Origin of the sequence: Hafnia alvei (assembly GCF_900095695.1) — a bacterium.
Classification (GTDB): Bacteria; Pseudomonadota; Gammaproteobacteria; order Enterobacterales; family Enterobacteriaceae; genus Hafnia; species Hafnia alvei_B.
The window spans coordinates 16,524-40,464 of record NZ_FMIQ01000051.1 but is presented as its reverse complement, the minus strand read 5'-3'; the positions used below and the strand labels follow the sequence as shown (position 1 = coordinate 40,464).

Annotated in this window: 9 protein-coding genes; 3 read left to right on the top strand and 6 right to left on the bottom strand. The window is 52.5% G+C overall.

The window, feature by feature from the left end:
- The first annotated feature begins 1 nt into the window (after position 1).
- Positions 2-571, top strand: a complete 570-nt coding sequence (locus BN1044_RS13315) for a fimbrial protein (protein ID WP_081329589.1) — start codon at positions 2-4, stop codon at positions 569-571.
- A 9-nt stretch (positions 572-580) separates the two neighbouring features.
- Positions 581-1,414, top strand: coding sequence for a fimbrial biogenesis chaperone (locus tag BN1044_RS13310; RefSeq protein ID WP_072309116.1), 834 nt, complete (start codon positions 581-583; stop codon positions 1,412-1,414).
- Here BN1044_RS13310 and BN1044_RS13305 read toward each other — a convergent pair.
- Positions 1,390-1,821: an NUDIX hydrolase gene (locus BN1044_RS13305; protein ID WP_072309115.1), complete on the bottom strand. Its 432-nt coding sequence runs from the start codon at positions 1,819-1,821 to the stop codon at positions 1,390-1,392. The two genes, BN1044_RS13310 and BN1044_RS13305, sit on opposite strands and share 25 nt — an antisense overlap.
- Positions 1,822-2,237: 416 nt before the next feature.
- On the opposite strand from BN1044_RS13305, the gene BN1044_RS13300 reads away from it, so the two are divergent.
- Positions 2,238-3,380, top strand: a complete 1,143-nt coding sequence (locus tag BN1044_RS13300) for a GGDEF domain-containing protein (RefSeq protein WP_072309114.1) — start codon at positions 2,238-2,240, stop codon at positions 3,378-3,380.
- A 51-nt stretch (positions 3,381-3,431) separates the two neighbouring features.
- On the opposite strand, the gene rhlE is transcribed toward BN1044_RS13300, so the two are convergent.
- The 5 genes from rhlE to BN1044_RS13275 all read right to left on the bottom strand — a co-directional run bounded on the left by rhlE (position 3,432) and on the right by BN1044_RS13275 (position 23,449).
- Positions 3,432-4,847 (bottom strand): ATP-dependent RNA helicase RhlE, encoded by a 1,416-nt coding sequence (rhlE, locus tag BN1044_RS13295; RefSeq protein ID WP_072309113.1) that lies wholly within the window; start codon positions 4,845-4,847, stop codon positions 3,432-3,434.
- A gap of 710 nt (positions 4,848-5,557) precedes the next feature.
- Positions 5,558-6,727, bottom strand: coding sequence for a beta-barrel domain-containing protein (locus BN1044_RS13290; protein ID WP_072309112.1), 1,170 nt, complete (start codon positions 6,725-6,727; stop codon positions 5,558-5,560).
- 11 nt (positions 6,728-6,738) lie between these two features.
- The gene (locus tag BN1044_RS13285) at positions 6,739-8,880 is read right to left on the bottom strand and encodes a type I secretion system permease/ATPase (protein ID WP_175421608.1); all 2,142 of its coding nucleotides are present in this window, start codon (positions 8,878-8,880) and stop codon (positions 6,739-6,741) included.
- A gap of 30 nt (positions 8,881-8,910) precedes the next feature.
- Positions 8,911-10,275: a TolC family outer membrane protein gene (locus BN1044_RS13280; protein ID WP_211095586.1), complete on the bottom strand. Its 1,365-nt coding sequence runs from the start codon at positions 10,273-10,275 to the stop codon at positions 8,911-8,913.
- Positions 10,276-10,621: 346 nt separating this feature from the next.
- Positions 10,622-23,449, bottom strand: coding sequence for an Ig-like domain-containing protein (locus BN1044_RS13275; RefSeq protein WP_072309110.1), 12,828 nt, complete (start codon positions 23,447-23,449; stop codon positions 10,622-10,624).
- Positions 23,450-23,941: the final 492 nt, after the last annotated feature.

Genomic DNA, 23,941 nt, shown 5'->3' with positions numbered 1-23,941 from the left:
CATGCTAAATAATAGCACCATTCCTAATAAAGGAATTCATAGTAATAGTTTTCATAAACTACTGTTGGTAACCATACTCTTTTTAAGTTCTGGAATCGCTCTGCCAGCGCTTGCTCACGACGTTACAGTAAATATTACCGGAAAGGTAACCAATGGCACCTGTTCAGTATCATCCGATTCCATAGATAAACCTGTTTATCTAGGAAGTGTGCCCATCAGCCTATTCTCTCGTGGTAGCACGAGTTCGCCTCCAGTGCAATTTACCATAAATCTGGAGAATTGCGGCACTATTAGCCGTGGTGTGCAGGTTACATTCACTGGGACGCCTGATGAGAATGCCCTTGATTATTTCAAGCTCTCATCAGACAGTACAGCAAGCGGTATCGGTATAGTCATTACGGATGATACTAGAAGAGTAATTCCAGTAGGTGGAACATCAAAATCTTATTTAATCACGGATGGAGCAGCCACTAAATCACTTATTTTTTATGCAAAAATGGCTGCCGACGGCTCTGCCTTAAAAACCGGAACAGTATCGTCGAGTGCGACATTTACTACCGCTTATCCATAGAGATACTTTATGAGACCCTTTGAGAATAAAAAATTTCACAGTCTGTTTTACATTATATTAGTATCCGTATTACTTTCAGAAAATGGGTATGCCGGAATAATGATAGGTGGAACTCGTTTTATTTATCACGGGGACAGCGAAAAAGGTCTCCCTTTTCTGGTTAAAAACTCAGATGACTTACCCTATTTAACTCAAACAAAAATATTACCTGACAACACGCAAGGAAATAACATACGGCAGGCGTTGCCTAATTCTGAATCAGCGAATTTTGTTGCTACGCCTCCCCTGCTGCCACTGAGAAAAAAACAGGAAAATTACATACGCATCATCCGCACTGAAGGAAAACTACCCGATGACAGAGAAAGCTTATTTCAATTAAGTATCGCGGCGATCCCATCTGGCAGGCCGACAGGAAATGATTTACAGCTGGCCATTCGTTCACGATATAAATTGATTTATCGTCCCTCGGGTTTAAAAGGAGAACCAAACCAAGCCTACCAACAATTACGCTGGCAGCGACATGGGGCACAGGTCACGATTGAAAATCCAACGCCCTATTACGTGACACTATTCCAGATGGTTATCAATGGAAAATTACAGCCGGCTGAAGGCGTAGTGGCTCCTTTTGGCAGCCGAACCGAATCATGGTGTCCAAAGAATGGCGGGTGTGGTTTTAAATGGCAAAGCCTTGACGATTTGGGCACACCAACATCTGCTTGGGCGATTACTCCCAATGGAACAGCACAATTAGGAAACGCCATAGGCAAAGTAACCCCAGTGGTCGAAGCGAAGGAACAGGATAAAAAAAGCACAGAGGGTCATGTCAGTCCTAAGCTCCCATAGCCATTTGTTTGCATGTCCTTCAAGGCCCTCTTGACGTATTCCTGCGTATTTTCCGGCAAATTTTGTGCATTACTCCACATCAGCCCGGCGCATTTATTGGGCTCTTTGTTAACCGGAACGCCATCAAAACGCTTGGCTTCAAACCATAAGTCAATATACGTTCTTTCATCAGATTTACGATGCAGCGTATAGATCAGTTTTAAAGCCGATGGAGGAATGACAATGCCAATTTCCTCTTCGGCCTCTCGCACCGCAGCGGTCAGTGCCGACTCTCCCTCTTCAACATGGCCAGCAGGCAATGACCATTTACCATCATCAAATCCCGTATTTTTGCGCTGAAGCAGTAAAATACTTTGCTGCTGGCGGACAATAATATACACCGCTAAATAAGGCCGAAACTTAGGCATCACAAACTCCCTCTGCGCTAAAAGTATTATGGTATCAGCCTTTCCGCGCGCGTTGCATCAATAGCCCGCCACCTTTCTGCCAGCTATAGCCAGGATTGCTAACTGCGTCATAACGTGAGCACGGCACTTATGCTATGCTCCGCCCCTCAAAATTGACAAAGGACAAAGAGAGTTCTCATGCGCAAGATAACCATCGTCATGATCATCATGGCTGCCGCGGTATACGCATATAACTATATGTAAGTTTTACCCATAAACTGGCGCTGCTTCTCTTGGCATCGCCCTTTATCATCTCCTCACGCTTCTCACCGTCTCATAATAAATCCCTGTGTTTTGTTCCTGATAGCTCATAATAAATTTCAATTGTTCTCTTAAATCTATTAGAGTTGCCGTCCAAAATCATTAGGCACATAACAATGATCGAGCTTATCCACAAAAATGCGCAACACCTAACGCTACGCGACCGACTAAAAGTCGCCGAGATACGCGCCTTAAAAATGAACGTAGGCTGGTTGTTAAGCGTGCAAATCGCATTTGTTTTATTTGTTTTTTGTCGCGATTATTTTTACGTCAGTCACCAAATGCCTGCGGATCCCGCTTTATCTACCCTTCTCGAAACCGCGCTCGTCGTAATAATGGCAATACTGTGCGGTTATGTGGCCGTTTTACGGTTTACCCGCGTCCTTGAAAAGCAGTTTGAAAACGTCATGCTAGTCATAACGTTAAGCATTGGGGTGATGTGGTGCATTATTCTTTCTCTGCTGTTTTACAGTGATTTCAGCCATCTTATTTTTGCTATTTCAACTTTGCTGATGCTGTCGTCGTTAATTGCGCTCTATCCTTCATCGCGGCACCTCTTTTTCGCCACCACGCCGATATGGGCCATTATCGTTGTGCACGCGATGTTTTTTAGTAAAACCTTAAGCTTGGTTTATCTCGCGGGATATCTGGTCTTTGCCGTCTTGTTCGAAACGGGGCGCCGTCTATTACGCCGCTGGTTTGTGTTGGCGGTAACGAGAGAGCATCAAAATGTTCGGCTAGCGAATAAGCTCACACTAATGTCGCAGCAAGACCCGCTTACGGCGCTGGCTAACCGTCGCCACTTTGATCGTGAACTACAGCAGGCGATTGCAAGGGCGACAACAACCGGCCATCCCTTGTCTATTATCTTGATTGATGTCGATTACTTTAAAAAATATAACGACCGCTATGGCCATCAGGCTGGCGATGCATGCCTGATCCAATTAGCCAAACGCTTCCAACAGGCAGTACGCTGCGCACAGGATTTAGTGGGCCGCTATGGCGGTGAAGAGTTTATTATTTTATTGCCGGATCAGGACAAATACGCGGCTGAAAGAGTTGCTGAACGACTCAAGGACTTAGTATTCACCTTAGCACTGCCCCACGATCAATCAGACGTTTCCCCGTATGTTTCACTTAGCCAAGGCATTGCACAGTGGCAAAACGGCGTGGATGCTAAAACGCTAATAGAAAATGCCGATCAAGCGTTGTATCTCGCCAAACAGCAGGGCCGCAATACCGTTCGTCTCGCGCCATAAACAAAAAAGCCAACCCGAAGGTTGGCTTTTAGCCTATAGCAGCGACAAAAATTACGCAGTGGTTGCTGGTTTCTTGTTGCCGCGATACGGACGACGCTGCTGTGACGATGGCGCATCACCACGGGCTTCAGGTTTACGACCTTCTCCCGCTGCACGGCGCTGGCCACCATTGTTGCTACGTGGCTTCTCACCGGAGCGAGCACCATCGCGCGACTGACCATTGCCTTGGCTGCGTCCTTGAGACTGGCCGCGACCTTGGCCTTGCCCACGTCCCTGACCTCGACCTTGGCTTTGACGGCCATTTTGGATCGGATCGGCTTTGATGCTTGGATCTGGCTCGTAGCCTTCAATCGCAATACGTGGGATCTCACGTTTCAGCAAACGTTCAATATCACGCAGCAGCTTATGCTCATCCACACAGACTAAAGACAATGCTTCGCCGGTGGATTCTGCACGGCCAGTACGGCCAATACGGTGTACATAATCTTCCGGCACGTTTGGCAGCTCAAAGTTGACCACATGCGGCAACTGATCGATGTCCAAACCACGTGCGGCAATATCGGTTGCCACAAGCACACGAATCGAACCGGCTTTAAAATCAGCCAGCGCGCGCGTACGAGCACCCTGACTTTTATTACCGTGGATCGCTGCGGCGGTAATACCATCTTTGTTCAGCTGTTCAGCTAAATGGTTAGCACCGTATTTGGTACGGGTGAAAACCAGCACCTGCTGCCAGTTATGAGTGCCAATAAGCTGAGCCAGCAGCTCACGCTTGCGGCGCTTGTCAACGAAATGCACTGACTGCTCAACCTGCTCAGACGCGGTGTTGCGGCGAGCCACTTCAACGGAAGCCGGATTAGTCAGTAATTTGTTTGCCAGCTCTTTGATTTCATCAGAGAAAGTCGCAGAGAACAGCAGGTTTTGACGCTTGGCAGGCAGCTTAGCCAGCACACGACGGATATCGTGGATAAAGCCCATATCCAGCATGCGGTCAGCTTCGTCCAGCACCAGAATTTCTACGTTGGATAAATCAACCGCACGTTGATGTTCCAAGTCCAGCAAACGCCCCGGCGTGGCGACCAAAACATCAACGCCACCGCGCAGTTTCATCATCTGCGGATTAATGCTAACGCCGCCGAAAACCACCAGCGAGCGGATATTTAAATATTTGCTGTAATCACGTACGTTCTCGCCGATCTGGGCAGCCAGCTCACGCGTTGGCGTTAGGATCAGCGCACGCACAGGACGGCGGCCTTTTACCGGCTGCGCATCCTTAGAAAGCAGCTGTAACAGCGGCAGCGTAAAGCCTGCGGTTTTGCCGGTACCGGTTTGGGCACTGGCCATCAGGTCACGACCCTGTAAAACTACCGGGATCGCTTGAGATTGAATAGGCGTAGGTTCGCGATAGCCCTGTTCTTCAACAGCGCGCAACAATTCGGCACTCAGGCCGAGAGTATCAAAAGACATATTAGGGTAAAACTCCAAATCCACCTTGACCCGAAAGGTCGGGTGCAGTTTCCGGGTGGATTTATCAGACGCGGTAGATAGGTGATCACCACGAGGGATAGGCACAAACTGCGAGTGCAACATAATTGTGGGGGATTCTAACAGAAAATGTGATCGGCGTCTGATATGTTTTTTTAGTAGAGGAAATTAGAGGGTTATTCGATAGCTATATGTTACTGCCGTTGAAGGTTTCGTACGCCGGTCAGCAAATACGTTTCTATGGAACCGCTGGCGTAGGCGTCCGATGAGAGTCCCGTTGCGCGGGGACTCTCAACTCGCGCGCTTTTACCGCGTCGTGTGGCCGACCGGTCTCAGAGCGCACTTCCTGTGCGCCCTCGCCCTGCCACCAGCATCCCTGCTGGCGGCTCTAAAATGCATTCTTTCAACATGAAAAAACACAAGACAAAAGACAATTTTAGTTTTTGTCTTTTAAGTGTTTAAGTCTTGGTAGGGAGAGCCGCCGATACAGGGATGTATCGGTGGAGTTTGGGGCGCCCTGGATGGGCGATACCAAACCGGAGCGGAGATGGCGTCTCGGATAAAAGCGCGCGAGTGCAGAGACCACGCGCTGGTGGTCTCTGCCCGTACGCCTTCACCCATGCAGCAATGAAACTCGGTATAAACTGGCGGGCGGAATATTACACAAAGGTGTCATCAACAGCAGTAAATCCTCACCGCTCCCTCAACGCCTCTTTCACCTTATTCAACGGCTTAATCAAATAATCCAGCACGGTTTTCTGCCCGGTTTTAATCTCTACGCTCGCCACCATGCCGGGTAGGATCGGGAATTTTCGCCCTGCTTTGTTACTCAGCTCCGCGCTCTTGGTGCGCACATACACGCGGTAATAATACTGATCGCGACGCACTTCATCTTGCAGCGTATCCGGTGAAACGATTTCCACCGTGCCATTCAAGTTGCCATAAATAGAAGAGTCATAGGCGGTAATTTTCACCGTTGCCGCAAGCCCTGGGCGGATATAGGCGATATCACGCGGGTTAATGCGCGTTTCAATCAACAGCTGATCTTCCAGCGGCACGATTTCCATCAGTTTGCCGCCGGGTTGCAGCACGCCGCCAACCGTCATCACCTGAATATCCTTCACAATGCCGCGCACCGGTGAAATCATGGTGACACGATCGAGCTGATCCTCTTTCCCCGCCATCACTTCGAGCTGAGCGTCCAAATCCGCATTGTTTTTTACCTGTTCTTCACGCGCCCTTAGCGCGTATTGGTTGCGCGCATCATCAATTTTTCCCTGTAGTTCGCTGGCCTGTCGCTGCAAACGGATCACTTCAACCTGACTCGCCGCGCCTTTCGCCACCAAAGGCTGCGTCATTTTTAGCTCAGCGATCACCAATCGATACGACTCTTGTAGATTCGCCACGGTTTCATTGAGGTTACGGCGGCGTGAGTCATAAAGCTGCCGTTCACGCGCCACCAACTCAGGCTCAGCCAACGTGCTAGCACTAAACTTAAGTGGTTCTCCGGTCAGCTCCGACCGTAATCGTTCCGATGATGCTCGTAGCGCACGGGCTCTGGCCGCTGCTTCGCCGTAGTTTGACTGAAAGCGCTTCGGATCGAGCCGCGCCAAAACCTGCCCTTTTTTGACAATATCGCCTTCGTGCACCAGCAGCGCAGAAACAATACCGCCGTCTAAACTTTCAATCAGCTGGGCACGGATCGAGGTTGTTACCTTACCCGTACCGACCGTCACTTCATCCAGCGTGGCAAAATAGGACCAAACAAAAAAGAACGTCATTCCCGCTAACGTTAACCACACCACCGAGGAGTAAAAGCGCGACTGGCGTGCCATGTCTTCCTGCATTGTGAGCTCTGCCATACTGCCTCCCGTTAGGCCACAACCGATGTCACGTTGCTATTACGCTGGGTCTGGCCGAGGATTTCATCTCGCGAACCGTCAGCAACCACTTTTCCGCCGTCCATCACAATAATTCGGTCAACCAGAGATAGCAGCGCCGGACGATGGGTCACCAGTATCAAGGTTCTTCCCGCCATCCAGCTTTGTAGCTGCCTTATCACATAGCTTTCGAGCTGTTCATCCATCGATGCCGTTGGCTCGTCCAACAACACAACCTGTGGATTACGCACAATCATGCGGCTCAGCATCACCATTTGCCGCTGCCCACCGGACAAACCACGCCCGCCTTCGTTGATCATACGGTCGAGGCTGGCGGCATCTTTTTGCACCATGCTCAATGCACCGCTGATGCGCAGCGCTTGAATCAGCTCCTGATCCGTTGCATGCGGATGGCCTAACATCAGGTTTTGCCGCAGGGTGCCAAAAAATAGCCGTGAATCTTGCGAAAGCAGCCCAATCTGGCGCCGCACATCGACCGGATCGATATGCGCCATATCCACGCCGTCGATAATCAGCTTGCCCTTACTGGCTTCGGCTTGCCCTGACAGCAGCTTCAGCAAGGTTGATTTACCGGCCCCCACCTTGCCAATCAGCGCCACCCGTTCGCCCGGCTTAATTTCCAGCTCAGGGATATACAGCGCCTGCTCACCCTTTTCGATGTCATAGCTATATTGCAGATTGTCGAGCTGATAATGTCCCGCCAGCGCCGGACAGTGCGCCATCTTGTGCTCGGGATCGCGATCGAGCGGCTTCTTCAGCAGGTCGTTCAACCCCGTCATCGCGCTCTTAGCATGTTGCCAACGTGAAAACACCATAGTGAGCTGCATTAAAGGCGCAATCGTGCGCGACGACAGCAGGCTACAGGCCACCATGGTACCGGTCGTAATATCGCCCGCTAGGACCAGATACGTTCCCAGCACCAACATACCGGCATAGGTCACTTGCTGCACGGTAGAAGCCCACCCGCTCAAACGAGCGCCCCATACGCGCTGCTTCATCCCTATGGCCGCGCTCACATGATGCGTTTGCTCCCATTGACGCTGGAAATAGGGTTCTGCCTGTAGCGCCTTAATATCCTCAACGCCTTCAATCGACTCCACCAGTACCGCATTACGAATCGCGCTTTCACGCATGCCTTCTTTGGCAAGCTTCGCCAGCGGCCACTGGATCAGAATGCCGGGGATCACAATCAGCGGAATGGCTATCAGCGGGATCGCCACCAGCGGCCCACCGACCATCGCCATAATCACCAAGAACAGCAGCACAAACGGCATGTCCATGGCCGCCCCTACCGTGGTGGAGGTCAGCAGTTCACGCACCTGATCGATTTCACGCAGTTGAGAAATAAAAGAGCCGGTCGATTTTGGCCGCGCATCGTTTTTAATCGCCAACGCACGGGCAAAGAACATCGACGACACTTTTAGGTCGATGTGCTTGCCCATCAAATCGGAGATATGCGTCCGCGAGAGGCGGATGAAATACTCTAAAAATGCCGCAAACAAAACGCCCACAAACAGCACCCACAGCGTAGGATATGACTGCGCAGGGATCACGCGGTCATACACCTGCATGGAAAACAAAATTCCCGCCAGTGCCAACACGTTGCCCAGCACCGACGCCATAGAGATTTCTGAAAGCTTGCGGCCTGCATGTTTAAAGTGATGCCAAAACCAATGCTGCTGATAGGGCTGCACAAAATCATCAATGCGTGAATCGTGCCCGCGCGCGGCGATGCCAAGCAGCACCACGTCTGGCTGAATGCGCCCTAGCAGAGCATCAAGCTCTTCCTCTCTCACCATGTCGCCGCAGTCGCTTAGCCAGTAGCTGACGTGCTTTTCAGCATCGAGGTTTTCCAAGATCAGCACCGAACCATCTTCTAGCTGCGCCATCACCGGCATCACTTCGTTGCGCCAGCTCACGCTGTTTTTCGGTCGAATGGTTATCTGTAAACCCAGTAACGCCCCTATCCGCTCTAAGCGGCGCTGTAACGGAAGATTTTCAAACCAGCGCATTTGCTGCTGTAGCGCCGGAATATCACAGGGAAGTCCAAAGCGCCCTGCGGCGCGCACCATCGCTAAAATCCACTTATCGGCGCCTGAATGTTGATCTGCCATCACATACCTCTTCTGGATTTAACGCGCTTGTTATAATGCAGGCAGAGTGTCGCCCGTGACCTTTGGCCGAGAAATATTCAGCATATCTAATAAGTTATCGACTGCACCCGCATAGCGAACCGCCGCATCCCAAACGTCATAGCGAGCCACAATCGCCGCGCTATCGGCCTGCAATACGTCTTGCTCGACGCTGAGCAGATCGTTCAGGCTACGTTTGCTGAGCTTGTATTCATCCTGATACACGCTGCGCGTATGTTCAGCCGAGCTAAACTGGTCTTCACCCGCTTCCTGACGCTGCTGTGCGCCAATCAAATCAGCATAGGCCACCGACGCCTTTTGGTTGAGATCCAGCTTGCTGGCCTCAACCTCTGCCAGTGCCGCTTGGCGATCGCCTTCAGCCGCATCTACCTTGGCGCTGGTCGCTCCCCCTTGATAAATCGGTGCTTGCACCACCAACTGCACCCGATCGTCCCAATAAGAGCTGTCGCTATTTTCATAACGGGTTCGCCCTGCCTGTACAGAAATCGTCGGCCAATGCTGCGCTTCCGCCTGCCGCACGCGCTGCTCAGCGGCCAATTGCTTAGCCTGAGCGCTACGCACCGCGCTGTTCTGTTCATAAGGAAGGTCTTTGATGGTGATCTTTTGATCGAGCAGGTCTTTGGGAAGGTCAGGAAGGTTTTCTGATACCACGCCGGTCAGCACCGTCAGGTTAGCCTGAGCGGAACGTTCTTGCGCACGGTATTGTTCATAGGTGGCGTTCATGCCAGCGATGCGGGTTTCTGCTTGTAAAACGTCAGACTGAGAGCTAAGTCCGGCATCTGCGCGCAGCTTCGACATCTCTCTCACCGATTCAAGCGAGGCCAAATTGCGCTTGGCCGCCGCCATCAGCTCCTGATAGCGTTTTACCTGCAAATACGCCTGAACCGTTTGCTGCCCCACGTTATTGAGTACCGTATAGAGCTGATAATCATAGGCCGCGCCCAGATTTTGTTGTTCATCAATACTGCCGCTGGTTTTGCCAAAATCATACAGCAGCTGATTTAACGTCACGCCCGTAGACGCATTGCTATTGAGTGAACCAGAGGAGTCTGTTTGATGCGAGCGCCCCGCCGCACTTTGCAGCGATACCTGAGGATACCAGGCACTTTTTGCCACGGTGAGGTTCGCTTCGCCTACGTGGATCTGTGCCGATGCCTGAGCAATTTGCGGATGGCGGCCAAATGCTCGCAGGATAGCTTCTTTAATCGTGAGCTCATCTTGCGCCTGTTCAGACGGCGCGGATTGCCACTGGTAGTTCGTTGTGGTGGTTTTAGCCCATACCGGTAACGCAGCGAAACAGCCCAAACCACAACACATCCAGACCGTTACCGGCCATTGTTTTATGCGCTTTATCATGTTGCCCCACCTTTACATCGTGATGATGGCTTATCGGTTTTATGTGTTAGAGCTCATCCTGCTCTGTGTTCTCTTTTCTAAAACAAGGAAAGAGAAAATCTTTATTGCACTCACTTACTGTGTAAAATTCCGCCCGCCTCTCCGCTCCGCATTTTCATGTTGCTCCGCGTAGGCGTTCGGGTTAGGGACGCCAGCGCGTCCCTAACTTTATCCGTGATGGCATTTCCGCATCGGGTCGGCATGCGCCATCCTTGGCGCCTCCTCCCCTCACGCCAACACCCCGTTGGCGTGGCTCGAACAACCAAGACTTAAACTAAACACCTGACGAAAACAGAATGCTTCGTCACTACATCAAGTTCACATGCAGACCTTGTTGAATCAGCACGTCTCCCAACGTGCTGCTGCCGGTTGAGGAGTTGTGGTAAACGTCGTAGGTCACGCCGTTTACTTCACGTTGCCCGCTGACATCCCAGATATCGCCCTGTCCATGCACCAAATTGACCCGATCGCCGATGCTCCCTTTGATCAACAAGTCATCCTGAGGTTTATCCGTGACGTTCAGTGCTTCCTTGAGATCCAAGGTGATAGAGTTATTACCCGTCTTGCCCAGATCGAAAATCTCAATGTGTTCGACTTTCAGCCCCAGCGAGGTGAGATCCAGGTTGAGATTGCTACCGTCCAACACCAGCGTATCGGTGCCCGCTCCGCCATCGATATGGGTGAAGCCCAAATCGCTAACGTGAACCTTATCGCCGCCTGCGCTACCGGTGACTGAGCCGCCGCTGCTATGCGTGCCGTCGGCCAAATCAATAGTAACGCCGCCGATGGTGAAGGTACCGGAAGTGGATGTGGCCGCCGAATCATCAAGACTGGTCGCAGAGTGACTCTGTGACAGATGATCCTGTGAGTCAGACTGACTGGCCGCGACATCATCGAGACTCATGGCCATCATCATTGCCGGTGCTGGCGCAGAGGTTGGCGTGATATCAATAATGTGACCATCCAGACCGACGTTAACGACCACGCCGTTGCCCGCTGAGTCGTGTGCGCTGAGGTTCACCACCTTGTTGAGCAGGAGAAGCTGCAGCAGGTTTAGGGTTAAGTTTAGTGAAGCAGACCAGTTGCCGTTGCCATCCACCGTGGTGTTAGCAGAAAGCGTATCGTTGAGCAGCGAAACATGCACCGCGGCGCCATTCTGCAGATTCTGGGAGGTTCCTGTGATCACCAACAGTTTGCCGCCAAACAACAGGTCGGTTAACGGTGGCAGAGTCACAATGTTGAGTCCCAGCAGCGGTTGAGCTAGCTTGACCCCCACATCAACGCCGGTGCTGTTGGTGTTGCCTACCACGTCGGTGACTTTCACGCCGATGTGCAATGGACCATCGGTCAGCAATTTCAGCTGAGTTGAGGTTAGATTGAGCGACCACGTGCCGTTCGCATTCACCGTGGCCTGATAGTCTATGGTACCGACTGTCACCACCACTTTGGCACCCGGCAACGCGCTCGTTACCGTACCGGTAAGCAGCTGTGAAACGCCGGACTCGGCGATATTCAAAATACCGTCACCGAATATGCCGCTCGTAATGCCCACGGTTGGCTGGTGGGTGATCACGTTGAGTGAACCACCCGCACTGACCGTATTGCCGATCGGGTTAGTCAACGACACGTTGACGCCTAAACTGCCATCGCCCAACAGTGACAAATCGGTTTTCGGAACGTTAATGCTCCATGAACCGTCATTCCCTACCGTCGTTAGATAAGATTTACCGCCCAATGTTACGGTCAGCTGAGAGCCTTGCGCATTGGTACTGGTACCGCTAATCACCTGTGCGCTGGCTAAATCAGTGATATTCAGGCCACCGTCGCCAAAAACGCTGCCGATAGTCAGCGTTGGCAGAGCATGCGTAACCACCGACAATATGCCGTTGGCGCTCGCAGGGTTACCCGCCGCATCCTTCGCCGTGACTCCAACCGTTAAGCTCCCATCCAGCAGCGCTTTAAGATCCAATGGCGATACAGACAGGCTCCATGCCCCGCCGCTGCCCACCGGCACCGTGTAGGTTTTGCTGCCCAGCGTTAGCGTGAGCGAACCACCGGCCAAATTCGTGGTAGTACCGCTAATCAGCTGCGACGTCAGCAAATCACCGACGCTCAGCACAGAGTCACCAAACAGGCTACCCAACGTAATGGTCGGCAAGTTGTGAGTCAGCGTGGTCAGTATCGTCGGCAACGAGCTGGTGTTGCCCACCGCGTCGGTCACGCTCACGTTGATATTCAACGGTCCATCAGGTAATCCGCTCAGCAATCCTGCCTTCAGCGTAGCGCTCCACGTTCCGTTCGGGTTGATCGTCGCCGTTAACGGCGTACCGTTAACCGTGATGTTCACCGTACCAGAAGTCAGGTTTGTCACTTTGCCGCTGATGACTTGATCCACCAGCGATTCCGCTTTGTTGAGGAACCCGTCGCCGCTTAACAACGGATCGAGCGTGATGGTTGGTAGATTGGTTAGCCCTACTTTCACGCCGGCCGTGGCCGATGACGTATTGCCGCTTGGCGTGGTCACGGTAACCGTTGCCGTCAGGCTACCATCGGGCAGTTGAGCGAGATTGGCAGGCGTTAACGCAATGCTGAATGTGCCATTGGCTAGCGTCACACCCGTAAAGGTTTTGCCACCGATCAGTACGTTCACCGTTGAATCCTGTGGCGCACCGGTCGCCGTACCGGTAATTAGCTGGTTAGTCGTCGCATCTACCGCGTTTAACAAACCATCACCGAACAGGGAAATGCCGCTGAGAACGGGTGGTGTTAGGTCAAGTTTAAGCCCAACGCTCTGGTCAACCGGGTTACCGGCAATATCATTGCCTTTCACCTCAACCGTGACGTTGCCACCAACCACACCCTCAAGAATGTCGAGGATTTGCGGCGTGACGGCAATGCTCCACTTGCCGTTGGCGCCAACTACCGCCGTCGCTACCTGAGAGCCGCCAATCAACACCTTCAGCGTTTGTCCTACCATGCCGCTGGTCGAGCCGCCGATCGTCAGACCGCCAGCCAGCGCTTCGGTTAATGACAGCACGCCGTCGCCAAACAGCGGATCCAGCACCACCGTTGGCAGGTTATGGGTAATCACGTTCAGGTTGGTGCTGCTGGTCACCACGTTGCCCGCTGGATCGGTGGCGATAATCACCACTTTTACCGAGCCGTCTTGCAAGCCTGCCAAGACATTTTGCGGAATGGTGGCACTCCACGTGCCGTTGGCGTTGACCGTTGCTTGGTAGGTACCAATCCCCAGCTGTACGGCAACCGTGGTACCGGTGACCATATTGCCAATTGTCCCTGTAACCACATTGTTTGCGGTACTTTCCAATTGGTTCAGGAAGCCATCACCTATCGCAACCACGTTTTGAATCAGCGGTAGATCGGTCAGCGCCAAGTCCACATGCACCGGCGTATGCACAATATTGCCGTTGGCATCAGTCAGCACCAGATCGAAGTCCAAGGTTTTGCCGGTCGCGAGTAGCCAACGGCTTGGGTCGATATTGATACTCCATTTACCGTTGTTGCCCACGCTAACCGTGTATGTCTGCCCGAGGATCGTGGCCGACACGGTTGCACCGGTATAGTTGCCGCTCACGGTCCCCGTCAGGGTTTGCGTCAGCAGCGACTCCGCCAGGTTCAGCACGCCATCGCCACCAATCAGCGTATTGAGCGTATCGCCAAGGCCCGGATTTAACGCCACGTTCAAGCCCACGTTGACTGGAACGCTCACGTTGCCCGCGCTGTCGGTGCTGGTAACGGTAATCACCTGCGGCCCATCGGTGAGGCCTTGCAGATCTACCTTAGCAACGTTTAACGACCATTTACCGTCGTTGTCGGTCTGTACGGTCACGCCAGCCAACGTGCCCACTTTAATCGTGACGCTGCTGTTCGGCTCCGCCGAACCATTCAGCAAGATCCCCGCGCCGATATTGACAGTGTTGAGCAAACTGTTAATTACGCCGCCAATGCTGAGCGGGTTAATGCTGACTAACGGGATCGTGGTATCAACCAGAATTGGACGGTCAACCTCAACGCTGTTGCCTGCTTTATCCGCCAGCGTCGCGACAATTATTGGGCTGCTCTGCCCAAGCGCGGCCATATCAGTAACTGGAATAATCACTGACCATTTGGCACCGCCTGCACCATCGGTAACAACGGCGGCGCTGTAGGTTTTGTTGTTGAGCGTTATCTGTACGTTCTGGCCAATTTCCGTCACGCTCGCCGTACCGCTGAGCGTTTGCGGCACCGCCGCCTCAGAGGCGTTCAGAATATTATTGCCCGCAAAAGCATCAATAGTCAGCGTTGGCGCGGTGAGATCGACCGTGACATCCAGATTTGCCGTCAGTAGCGGTAACCCCAATGTTACGTTCGCCGTAATGGTGTGGTCTCCCTCAGAGAACACAGAGCCGGGAGCCGTTATCTGCCACGACCCATCGACACCGATAACTACCGGGATGCTGAAAGGAGGTGTGCCACTGATCGTCACCTGAAGCGTACTCAGAGGGCTTAGACCCGAAGAGTGACCGCTGACAATCACCGTGCCTGACGCGAGGTCGCTGCTTCCTAGCAGATTGTCCACGCTAATTGGGTCAATCGTCAGCACCGGCACCGCTGCCAGAGGGTTGACGACGTAGATGGTTGGCAGTGATTCCGCTGGGTTACCCGCCGCATCGGTGGCCGTAACGACCAGAGAACCGTTCGGGATATCCACCAAATCAGTAATTTTCAGCGTATAGCTCCATGAGCCGTCGCCGTTTACCGTAGTCGTAAATGGTTTTCCACCAATGTTGACCGTGATGGACTGCCCTACTGATAGCCCGGTTGATCCGCCGGAAATAGTCTGCGAAGCATGCAGGTCGGCATAGTCGATCACGCCGTCGGTAATAAAGTTAGTATTCACCGTAATCGTCGGCGGCGTCAGCGCAATCAGCGCCTGCCCGGTCGAGGAGTTAGTGTTTAACCCTACGTCGGTTACGGTCACCTTAATATCTTGCAGGCCGCTGCCCAGATTTATCGCCGTCATATCCCCCGGCTGTAAATCTAGGGTCCATGACGTACCGCCCGGATTTATCGTGGCGGTAAAGTCGTGGTTGTTGATGGTGACGGTGACAACCGAACCGGCAACCGTTGAATTATTCAACGTTAACGAGCCATGCAGCGTTTGCGTAATTCCGCTCTCGCTGATGCTCAGTGCACCGTCGCCAAACGGCGTATCCAACGTCACGCTTGGCGGCGTCAGATAAGCGGTAAACGTCGGCGCTGGCGTGATGGTGGTTGAGTTACCCGCTGCGTCTTGCGCGGTCAGCGTAATTTGGTGGTCACCGTTGCCGATACCCAATAGGGCTTTCGGCGGCAACGTAATCGTCCAGTTACCGCTAGCATCGACCACGCCGGTATAGATGGTGCCGCCGATATCAATGCTCAACTTAACCTGTTGGTTTAGGCCACTAGAACCCGTTGTTCCCTTCAGAGTCAGCGTGTCATTAGCCTCACCGATATTCAGAAGACCATCGTTAAACAACGTGCCAATAGTTGGGTTAGGTGGCGTTAAGCTGGCGATGTAGCTGCCATCTATCGAGCCAACGTTGCCTGCATGATCGGTCACCTCAACGTGAATCAGCTTAGAACCATTGCCTACGGTAACTAACACGTTTGATGGCACCGACAGCGTCCACTTGCCATCATCCGTCACCAGAGCATCCAGAATTTGCCCACCCACGGTGACTTTAACAATCTGCCCGGCGCCGGTAATACCCGTGCTCCCCGTCAGAGTTTGCGACGTACCCGCTTCGGCAATACTCAGCAGGCCATCACCAAACGGCAGGTTAATGGTTGGCAGCGGCACCACGTGAGTCAGAACCTCGGCGGTTTGCGTCGGTGAGGTCACCACGTTACCCGCCGCGTCTTTCACGGTCACCGATAGTGACCAAGTACCATCTGGCAGCCCCTGTAGGGTGCCAACGTCTAGCGGCAGCGTCCAACTGCCGTTAGGATTCACAATAGCGTTTACCGGCGTACCGTTGATGTTCACGATAACGCTCACGCCCACGTTGGTGGTTAACCCTGACAAACCATGCAGGGAGGTCGCCGTTTGTGAATCCACAAAGTTCAAAATGCCGTCGCCGAACGGTGTATCTAAGGTTGGGATCGGCAGCGTCACTTTAGCGGTAAAGTTTGCGGAGCTGCTGGTTTCAGTATTTCCTGCGCGATCCGTTAGCGTCACGCTCAGGGTATGAGAGGTATCGCTCAGCGCACCGAGCACGTTAGACGGCAGCTGCACCGTCCAATTACCGTTCACGTCCACGGCGCCCACGTATTTGTTGCCATCCAACGTGATGTACACCGTTTGCCCGGCACCCAGCAGACCTGAATTACCGGTCAGCGTTTGCCCCAGCAGCGCTTCAGCATTGTTCAGCACATTGTCACCAAACAGCGGCAGCGTCAGCGTCGCCGTCGGTTCAAGGTGCGTTAAGACATCCAACTGCCCCGTCGCACTGCCAACGTTGCCGTAGATATCGGTAGCCGTGACGTTGATCGCTGCTTTACCATCCAGCAACGTATCGAGCAGGTGACCAGAGACCGGAATCGACCAGATACCGTTGAGTCCCACGCTACCGATAATCTGCACGCTGTTAACACCACTGCCGATAGTGATAGTGATCTGCGTACCTTGCAGCAAGTGCGTCGAGGTGCCGGTTAGCACGCCGCCCGCCGCCGATTCCGCAATGCTCAGAATGCCATCAACAAACGGCGTATCTAGCGTGAGGGTCGGCAGTAGATGTGTGCCAACGTTCAAAGACAGATCTTTGCTGGTGGTGTTGCCTGCGCTATCGGTTGCCGTCACCGTGATGGTATTAGTGCCATCCGGTAGCGCCTGGAGATCGCCGGCTGAAACCGTCAGTTTCCAGATGCCGTTGCCGTCAGCGGTTACCTGCACCGTTTTATTGTTGATAGTGACGCTGACCGTTTGGCCCGCGTCGGTTTTGCCACTTAATATCTGCGAAACCAACGCTTCAGCGTAGTTCAGCACGTTATCCGTGACGAACAGATCGATGCTCAGTAATGGTGCCTGAGTGTCTACCTGTACAGCGTGGGTATCGCTGGCTGGGTTTTTCGCCACGTCGTTCACATTGGCAACGATGTTTTGCGATCCCTGATCCAGTTTTTGTACGTCAGCAGCAGGAACCGTAACGCTCCACAGCCCGTTGGCGTCTACGCTGCCGGTATAGGTTTTGCCACCCAAGGTAACGGTGACCGTTTGTCCATTAGTGACATGCGTTGTGGTACCGGTAATTTGCAGGTCGCTTTGCGCTTCTTTGGCGTTAATCACGTTATCACCGGCTACGGTATTCACGTGAATCGTCGGCAAATCAGCAGGCTGCGCAATAACGGTCACATTGTGAGAATCCGTTGCGGGGTTACCGCTGGTATCGCTCACCGATACGTTGATGCCATCAATGCCGTCAGGCAGCTGTTTAACATCAGCGATAGGGACGTTATAGCTCCAGCTGCCGTCCGCATTCACCGTGGTGGTGTAGGTTTTTCCGTTGAGCGTAATCGTGACGATTTGGTTCGCTTCAACGTTGGTTGACGTACCCGAAATCGTCAGCGGAGCGTTAATCTCGGTGGCGTTGATATAGTCATCGCCAGAAACAGTGCCAATGTGAATGGTGGGCTGGTTCGCCGCCGAGGCATCCAATTTAACCACTTGGTTGATGCTGCCGGTATTGCCTGCGGCATCGGTGAGTGAGGCGTTGAACAAGATATTGCCATCGCTCACGCCGTTAAGCGCCCCGGCAGGGAGTGTGAGGCTCCAAGTACCGTCTGGATTAACATTGGCGGTGTAGGTCGCGCCGTTGACTACCACTTTGACAACCACGGTCTGGCCGCTGTCGCCAACCGGCGCGGTGCCTGAAATCACAATCGGGCTGTGCGATTCTGCGGCGTTAATTACGTTGTCGCCGGTGATCGGATCAATAGTCAGCACCGGCAATGTTTTATCGATCTGGGCGCTGCCGCTGATGTTATTGCTGTTACCCACCGCGTCGGTTGCCGTCACGGTAATCGTCTGTGGGCCATCCTTCAGATTGGTGAAATCACCGCTTGGAATATTCACCGTCCAGTTGCCCTGAGCGTCAACCGTGGCGGTATAGTTTTTACCGCCAAAGTTAACCGTTACCTGCTGGCCTGCGCCCGCTACGCCCGTTGTTCCACTCAGCTGTTGGTTACTGCCAGCCTCTGCGGCATTCAAATAACCATCGCCAAACGGCGCATTTAAGGTTGGATGCGGAGCAGTATGGGTAATAATTTCAAAGTTCTGACTGGAGGTGACAGGGTTCCCGGCGTTATCTAATCCAGAGACCGTCAGCGTGGCGGTGCCATCAGGGATCGCCTTGGCGGCAGCGGCAGGCACGGTTACGCTCCACACGCCACCGGCCTGAATGGTGGTGTTATAGGTGACCCCGTTGAGGGTAACTTCTATTTTCCCACCAACCGGAATATTAACGGAGGTTCCGTTAACCACCAGCCCTGAAGCCACTTCGGCTGAGTTAACCAGGTTGTCGCCGGTGAGCGGCGATACGGTTAAGGCGCTAGCGGTGGTATTAACCGTGAAATCATGGCTGGCCTGCGCACTGTTGCCGCTCACATCGCTGACTTTAACATCGAGCGTATAGCTACCGTTGTTTAAACCGCTTAATGCACCCGCCGGAATATTGACCGACCAACTCCCATCAGCCTTGACCGTGCCGGTATAGCTGCTACCGCCAATGGTCACCGTCACCACCTGACCCGCTTCCACGTACATGGCTTTACCGGTGACCGTTTGCAGATTCTGTCGTTCAGTGCCATCCAGCACGTCATTGCCTGCAAACACGTTAACGCTGAGCAGCGGCGCAAATTTTGGATCGGAGTCAACCAAAATAGTTTCTTGTAGGCTCGCCCCGTTACCGGCTTTATCTGTCACGCTCACGCTGATGGTGGTATCACCATTGCTCAGCGCTTTTAAATCAGTGGAAGGAATCGAGGTTGTCCAGTTACCACTTGCGTCTACCGTAGCGGTATAGGTTTTGCCATTCAGAACAATGGTCACTTTTTGGCCCGCTTCGGCCCCAACCGCGGTGCCAGACAGCGTTTGTGCCTGCGTAGCTTCCTGAATGTTCAGGCGATTATCGCCAGCAAAATTGTTAATGGTAATCACCGGCGCAACGGTATCGACCGATGCGGTGAGCGAGCCTCCAATCTGGTTACCGGCAATATCGCCAGCGGTCACCTTGATGACCTGATTACCATTTTGCAGCGCCTGCAAATCGGCCTGAGGAACCACCACTTTCCAGTTACCATTCGCATCAACTGTGCCGGTATAGTCATGGCCATTTAAATTCAGAGTGATGGTTTGTCCTGCGCCCGTGATCCCCGTTTTACCCGTAATCGTTTGTGCGCTCTGTGCTTCGCTGGCGTTAAGCACGCCATCACCAAACGGCACATTGATCGTTGGGTTTGGCAAGGTATGCGTGAGCACGTTGAGATCGTGCGTTGCACTGACCGAATTACCTTCTTTGTCTTTCACGGTGGCGGTTACGGTGGCGACGCCATCTTGCAGCGCTTTTAGGTCAACGCTGCTGACCGAAGCCTGCCAACGTCCATCCGCACCGACGGTCGCCTGATAGTTTTTGCCATTTAGCAAGACGCTAACGGAGCTGCCAGCACTCACGTTAGTCGTGGTGCCGGTAATATTGAGTGAGCCATTGCTTTCGGCAACGTTGAGATAGTCATCGCCGGCAATAATCGAAATCGCAATACTGCCGTGCGAAGTATCAGTATCAACGTTGAAACTGAATTTGCCGTTAACGGTTTGTCCCGCCAAGTCGGTAACGCTGACATTACCATTGGCAAGACCTTCAGGTAATTTTTCCAGATCGGCGGATGGGATCGTCAGGCTCCACGAGCCGTTGGAGAGCACATGCGTGGTGTAGGTTTGCCCGTTGAGCGTTACCGTAATCGTGCTGCCGGTTTCGGCATTGGTGGTGGTGCCTTTGAGCACCTGAGCGGTTTGGGCCTCGCTGTTATCCAGCGTGCCGTCACCGGCAAAGGTGGAAACGGTTACCGTTGGCAGAAGATTTTTCACCACGAAACTATGGCTGCTGCTGGTGCTATTGCCCGCGCTGTCGGTCAGCGTAGCGGTAATCGTGTGATTACCATTGGTCAGCGGCGCGAGATCGTTGGCCGGAACGTTAACGCTCCAGCGGCCATCAGCCCCTACGGTGGCGCTGTAATGCTTACCGTTGATCAGCACATCGACCAGTTTGCCTTGTTCAGAAACAGAGGCTGTTCCTGACACGGCCTGTACTGTTTTTTGTTCGCTGGCATTGAGCACATCATCACCCGCGAATACGCCAATCGACAATTGCGGCGCAATGGTATCAACGCTAAAGCTGCCGTTTATCTTGCCATTGTTGCCTGCCACATCGGTGGCAGATACTTGATACGACAGCGAGCCCTGCGGGAAACCGTGCAAATCGCTGACCGGAACCGATACTTGCCAATTACCTTGCGCATCAACGACGGCGTTATAGACTTTCCCCCCAAGGGTGATCGTCACCGTTTGCGCCCCGTGGATGCCTGAAGTTCCGTTCAGAGTCTGAACCTTGCCCGACTCCTGCAAATTCAAAATACCGTCGGTGAACGGCGTATCAATGGTTGGCGCAGGTAACTCATGCGTCAACACGTTGAGCGTATGTTGGCTAGAAACCACCTTGCCCAGTGAATCCGTCACCGACGCCGTTATCTTGGTGGCACCATCAGCCAGCAGCGCGAGATCGGCTGGCGGTACACTGACGGTCCAATTCCCAGCGATACCGACCGTGGCACCATAGGTTTTACCGTTGAGAAGCACCGTGACATGGGCTCCAGCGCTGACACCCACGGTAGTACCGTTGATTGCCAGCGGCTGCTGTGCCTCGCTGGCGCTTAAGTAATCGTCGCTAGAAACAATGGAAATAGCGATGGATGAGTTGTCACCCGAGGCTTTAAAGCTATGGCTACTATTCGCCGTTTGATTCGCCAAATCGGTAACGCTAACGCTAAAACTATGGTTACCCACCGACAGCGAACTTAAATCACTAGAAGGAATTGTGACTTTCCAAGAGCCATCAGATTGCACGGTGGCGAGATAGGTTTTGCCATTGTCGAGTTTGATGGTGACCACGCGCCCGGCTTCAACGTTGAGCGTGCTTCCGCTGAGTACTTGGGCAGTTTTTGCCTCCGCGCCGCTCAAGGTGTCATCACCGGCGAATTGTGCAACGCTGATCGCTGGCGTAGTGGTTTTTACATCAAACTGTTCAGTCTTGGTGCTGGTGTTGCCATATTTATCGGTAATAGAAACCAATAGATTGTTCTGACCCTGCGGCAGATGCTGTAGATCCCCGCTGGTGACGCCAATGCTCCACGTACCATCAGCCCCGACCACCGCCGTGTAGCTTTTCCCGTTTAACGTGAGCGTAACTTTTTGGCCGGCATTATCTGCGCTGGTTTTCCCGCTCAGGCTCTGAGTTAGCGTACTCTCTAGCTTGCTCAGAACATTGTCGCCCGCAAAGGCATTGAGCGTTAAATCCGGCAGTGCCGTTTTGACGTTGACCACCAGCTGCGTGGTGGTGCTGTGGCCTGCGCTGTTGGTCAAGCTGGCGCTGATATTCAGACTGCCCTGTGGCAACGTCTGCAAATCAGCGGTTGGAATATTGATACTCCAATTCCCATCTTTGCCCACGATCCCAGTGTAGGTTTTACCACCAAGGGTGATCGTCACCGTGCGCCCCGCATTCGAGGCCGTGGTGCTGCCGCTTAACACTTGGCTGGCTAAGCTTTCGTTGTGGTTAAGAATGTTATCGCCCGCAAAAGCGTTCACTTTTAGGGTTGGATTTCCCGTCAATGTGGTGTCGACATTGAACTGCTCGGTCTTGGTGTTGGTGTTGCCGTATTTATCGGTGATGGAGACCGATAACGTATTCTTGCCCTGCGACAGGTGCTGTAGATCACCGCTGCTGACACCAATACTCCACGTGCCGTCTGCCCCAACCACGGCGGAATAGGTTTTCCCGTTTAGGGTGAGCGTGACTTTTTGGCCGGCGTTAGACGCGCTGGTTTTCCCACTCAGGCTCTGAGTGACCGTGCTCTCCTGCTGGTTCAGGATATTATCGCCCGCAAACGCATTGAGGGTGAGATCAGGCAGCGCCGTTTTGACGTTAACCACCAGCTTGGTCGTGGTGCTGTGGCCTGCACTGTTGGTCAAGGTGGCGCTAATATTCAGGCTACCCTGCGGCAGAGCCTGCAAATCGGCGGTTGGAATATTGATACTCCAACTCCCATCTTTGCCCACAATGCCAATGTAAGTTTTCCCGCCAAGGGTGATCGTCACCGTGCGCCCCGCATTCGAGGCCGTGGTGCTGCCGCTTAGCACTTGATTGGCTAAGCTTTCGTTGTGGTTAAGCACGTTATCGCCCGCAAAGGCGTTCACTTTTAAGGTTGGATTGGTTGTTCCTCCATTGCCATTACCATTGCCGCCGTTGCCATTGCCATTGCCATTGCCATTTCCATTGCCATTTCCACCATTTCCATTTCCTGAGCTGCTGTCTCCATGCCCTCCGCCTCCCCCACCTGCGGCCAGTGCAATACCGCCGCCGATAGCTAATGCCCCGAGAACTCCGCCAATCACGCCAGCAGAGATACCATCATGCCCAACTAACGTCGTGATCCCGTCACCCAGCGTCTCATAAGTCGGGATCACTGTTTGCGCGGTAGAAGAACCTGCCATGTCTGCAAATGGGAAAATGGCATGGTGTGTCGTTTTGCCATCGTCGAAAACGAGTTCGCTGTGCTCACCGTGCTCATCGAGAAAGAAAAAGCGTTGATAGCGCACGGTCGATCCATCTTTCATGTGGACAATCAAATCATTGCCCTGCCGCTCATAGCTGGCCACTAAGGAAGAGTCACCGTGGATTTTCACCACGCTAGACTCTGTCAACGTCACTACTCGATTTCCTTGAGCATACTGAGCAATTTGTTTCCCATTGGAACGAGTAACAATATCAACGCTTCCTGAACCAGCAGATACGCCAGAAGATAAATTTGACTGTGCCATAACCACTCCTTTCAATCACTTTGCTGTGTATAAAGCGCGCCTGAACGCAGCGCAAACTTAGCCGCAGCCCAGCTGATAAGCCGTGCTGTGAAATCATTGACCTGGTTAAAAAACTTAAAAACAGAGAATCGAAACGTGTAGATACTTTCTAAATTATAAATTCTTACTTAGAAATATATAAACAACGATTGATATTAAGGCAATTGGATATTTACATAAATTTAACTACATCTCACACTTTAGACACAATCCAGCGATATCCCATTGAGCGGATTTTTTATGAAAAAAATTATTACCAGCAAATACATGATGTTAAAAGTAAAATTTCATGACGAAAAATAAAATGTTTAATGTTAATGATTAGTAATTTTATTCATTCATAAAATCCATTATTAGCCGCACTAATCATAATTTCTAATTATTTGTTATCGGTCTTTACAGCCATATCTTTAACGCCTAAAGTTAATCAATCATATGATTAACTTTATAGCT

Excerpts from the sequence above, each read along its gene's own strand:
- BN1044_RS13315 (WP_081329589.1), top strand. The coding sequence starts at position 2 with ATGCTAAATAATAGCACCATTCCTAATAAAGGAATTCATAGTAATAGT.
- BN1044_RS13310 (WP_072309116.1), top strand. The coding sequence starts at position 581 with ATGAGACCCTTTGAGAATAAAAAATTTCACAGTCTGTTTTACATTATA.
- BN1044_RS13305 (WP_072309115.1), bottom strand. The coding sequence starts at position 1,821 with ATGCCTAAGTTTCGGCCTTATTTAGCGGTGTATATTATTGTCCGCCAG.
- BN1044_RS13300 (WP_072309114.1), top strand. The coding sequence starts at position 2,238 with ATGATCGAGCTTATCCACAAAAATGCGCAACACCTAACGCTACGCGAC.
- rhlE (WP_072309113.1), bottom strand. The coding sequence starts at position 4,847 with ATGTCTTTTGATACTCTCGGCCTGAGTGCCGAATTGTTGCGCGCTGTT.
- BN1044_RS13290 (WP_072309112.1), bottom strand. The coding sequence starts at position 6,727 with ATGGCAGAGCTCACAATGCAGGAAGACATGGCACGCCAGTCGCGCTTT.
- BN1044_RS13285 (WP_175421608.1), bottom strand. The coding sequence starts at position 8,880 with ATGGCAGATCAACATTCAGGCGCCGATAAGTGGATTTTAGCGATGGTG.
- BN1044_RS13280 (WP_211095586.1), bottom strand. The coding sequence starts at position 10,275 with ATGATAAAGCGCATAAAACAATGGCCGGTAACGGTCTGGATGTGTTGT.
- BN1044_RS13275 (WP_072309110.1), bottom strand. The coding sequence starts at position 23,449 with ATGGCACAGTCAAATTTATCTTCTGGCGTATCTGCTGGTTCAGGAAGC.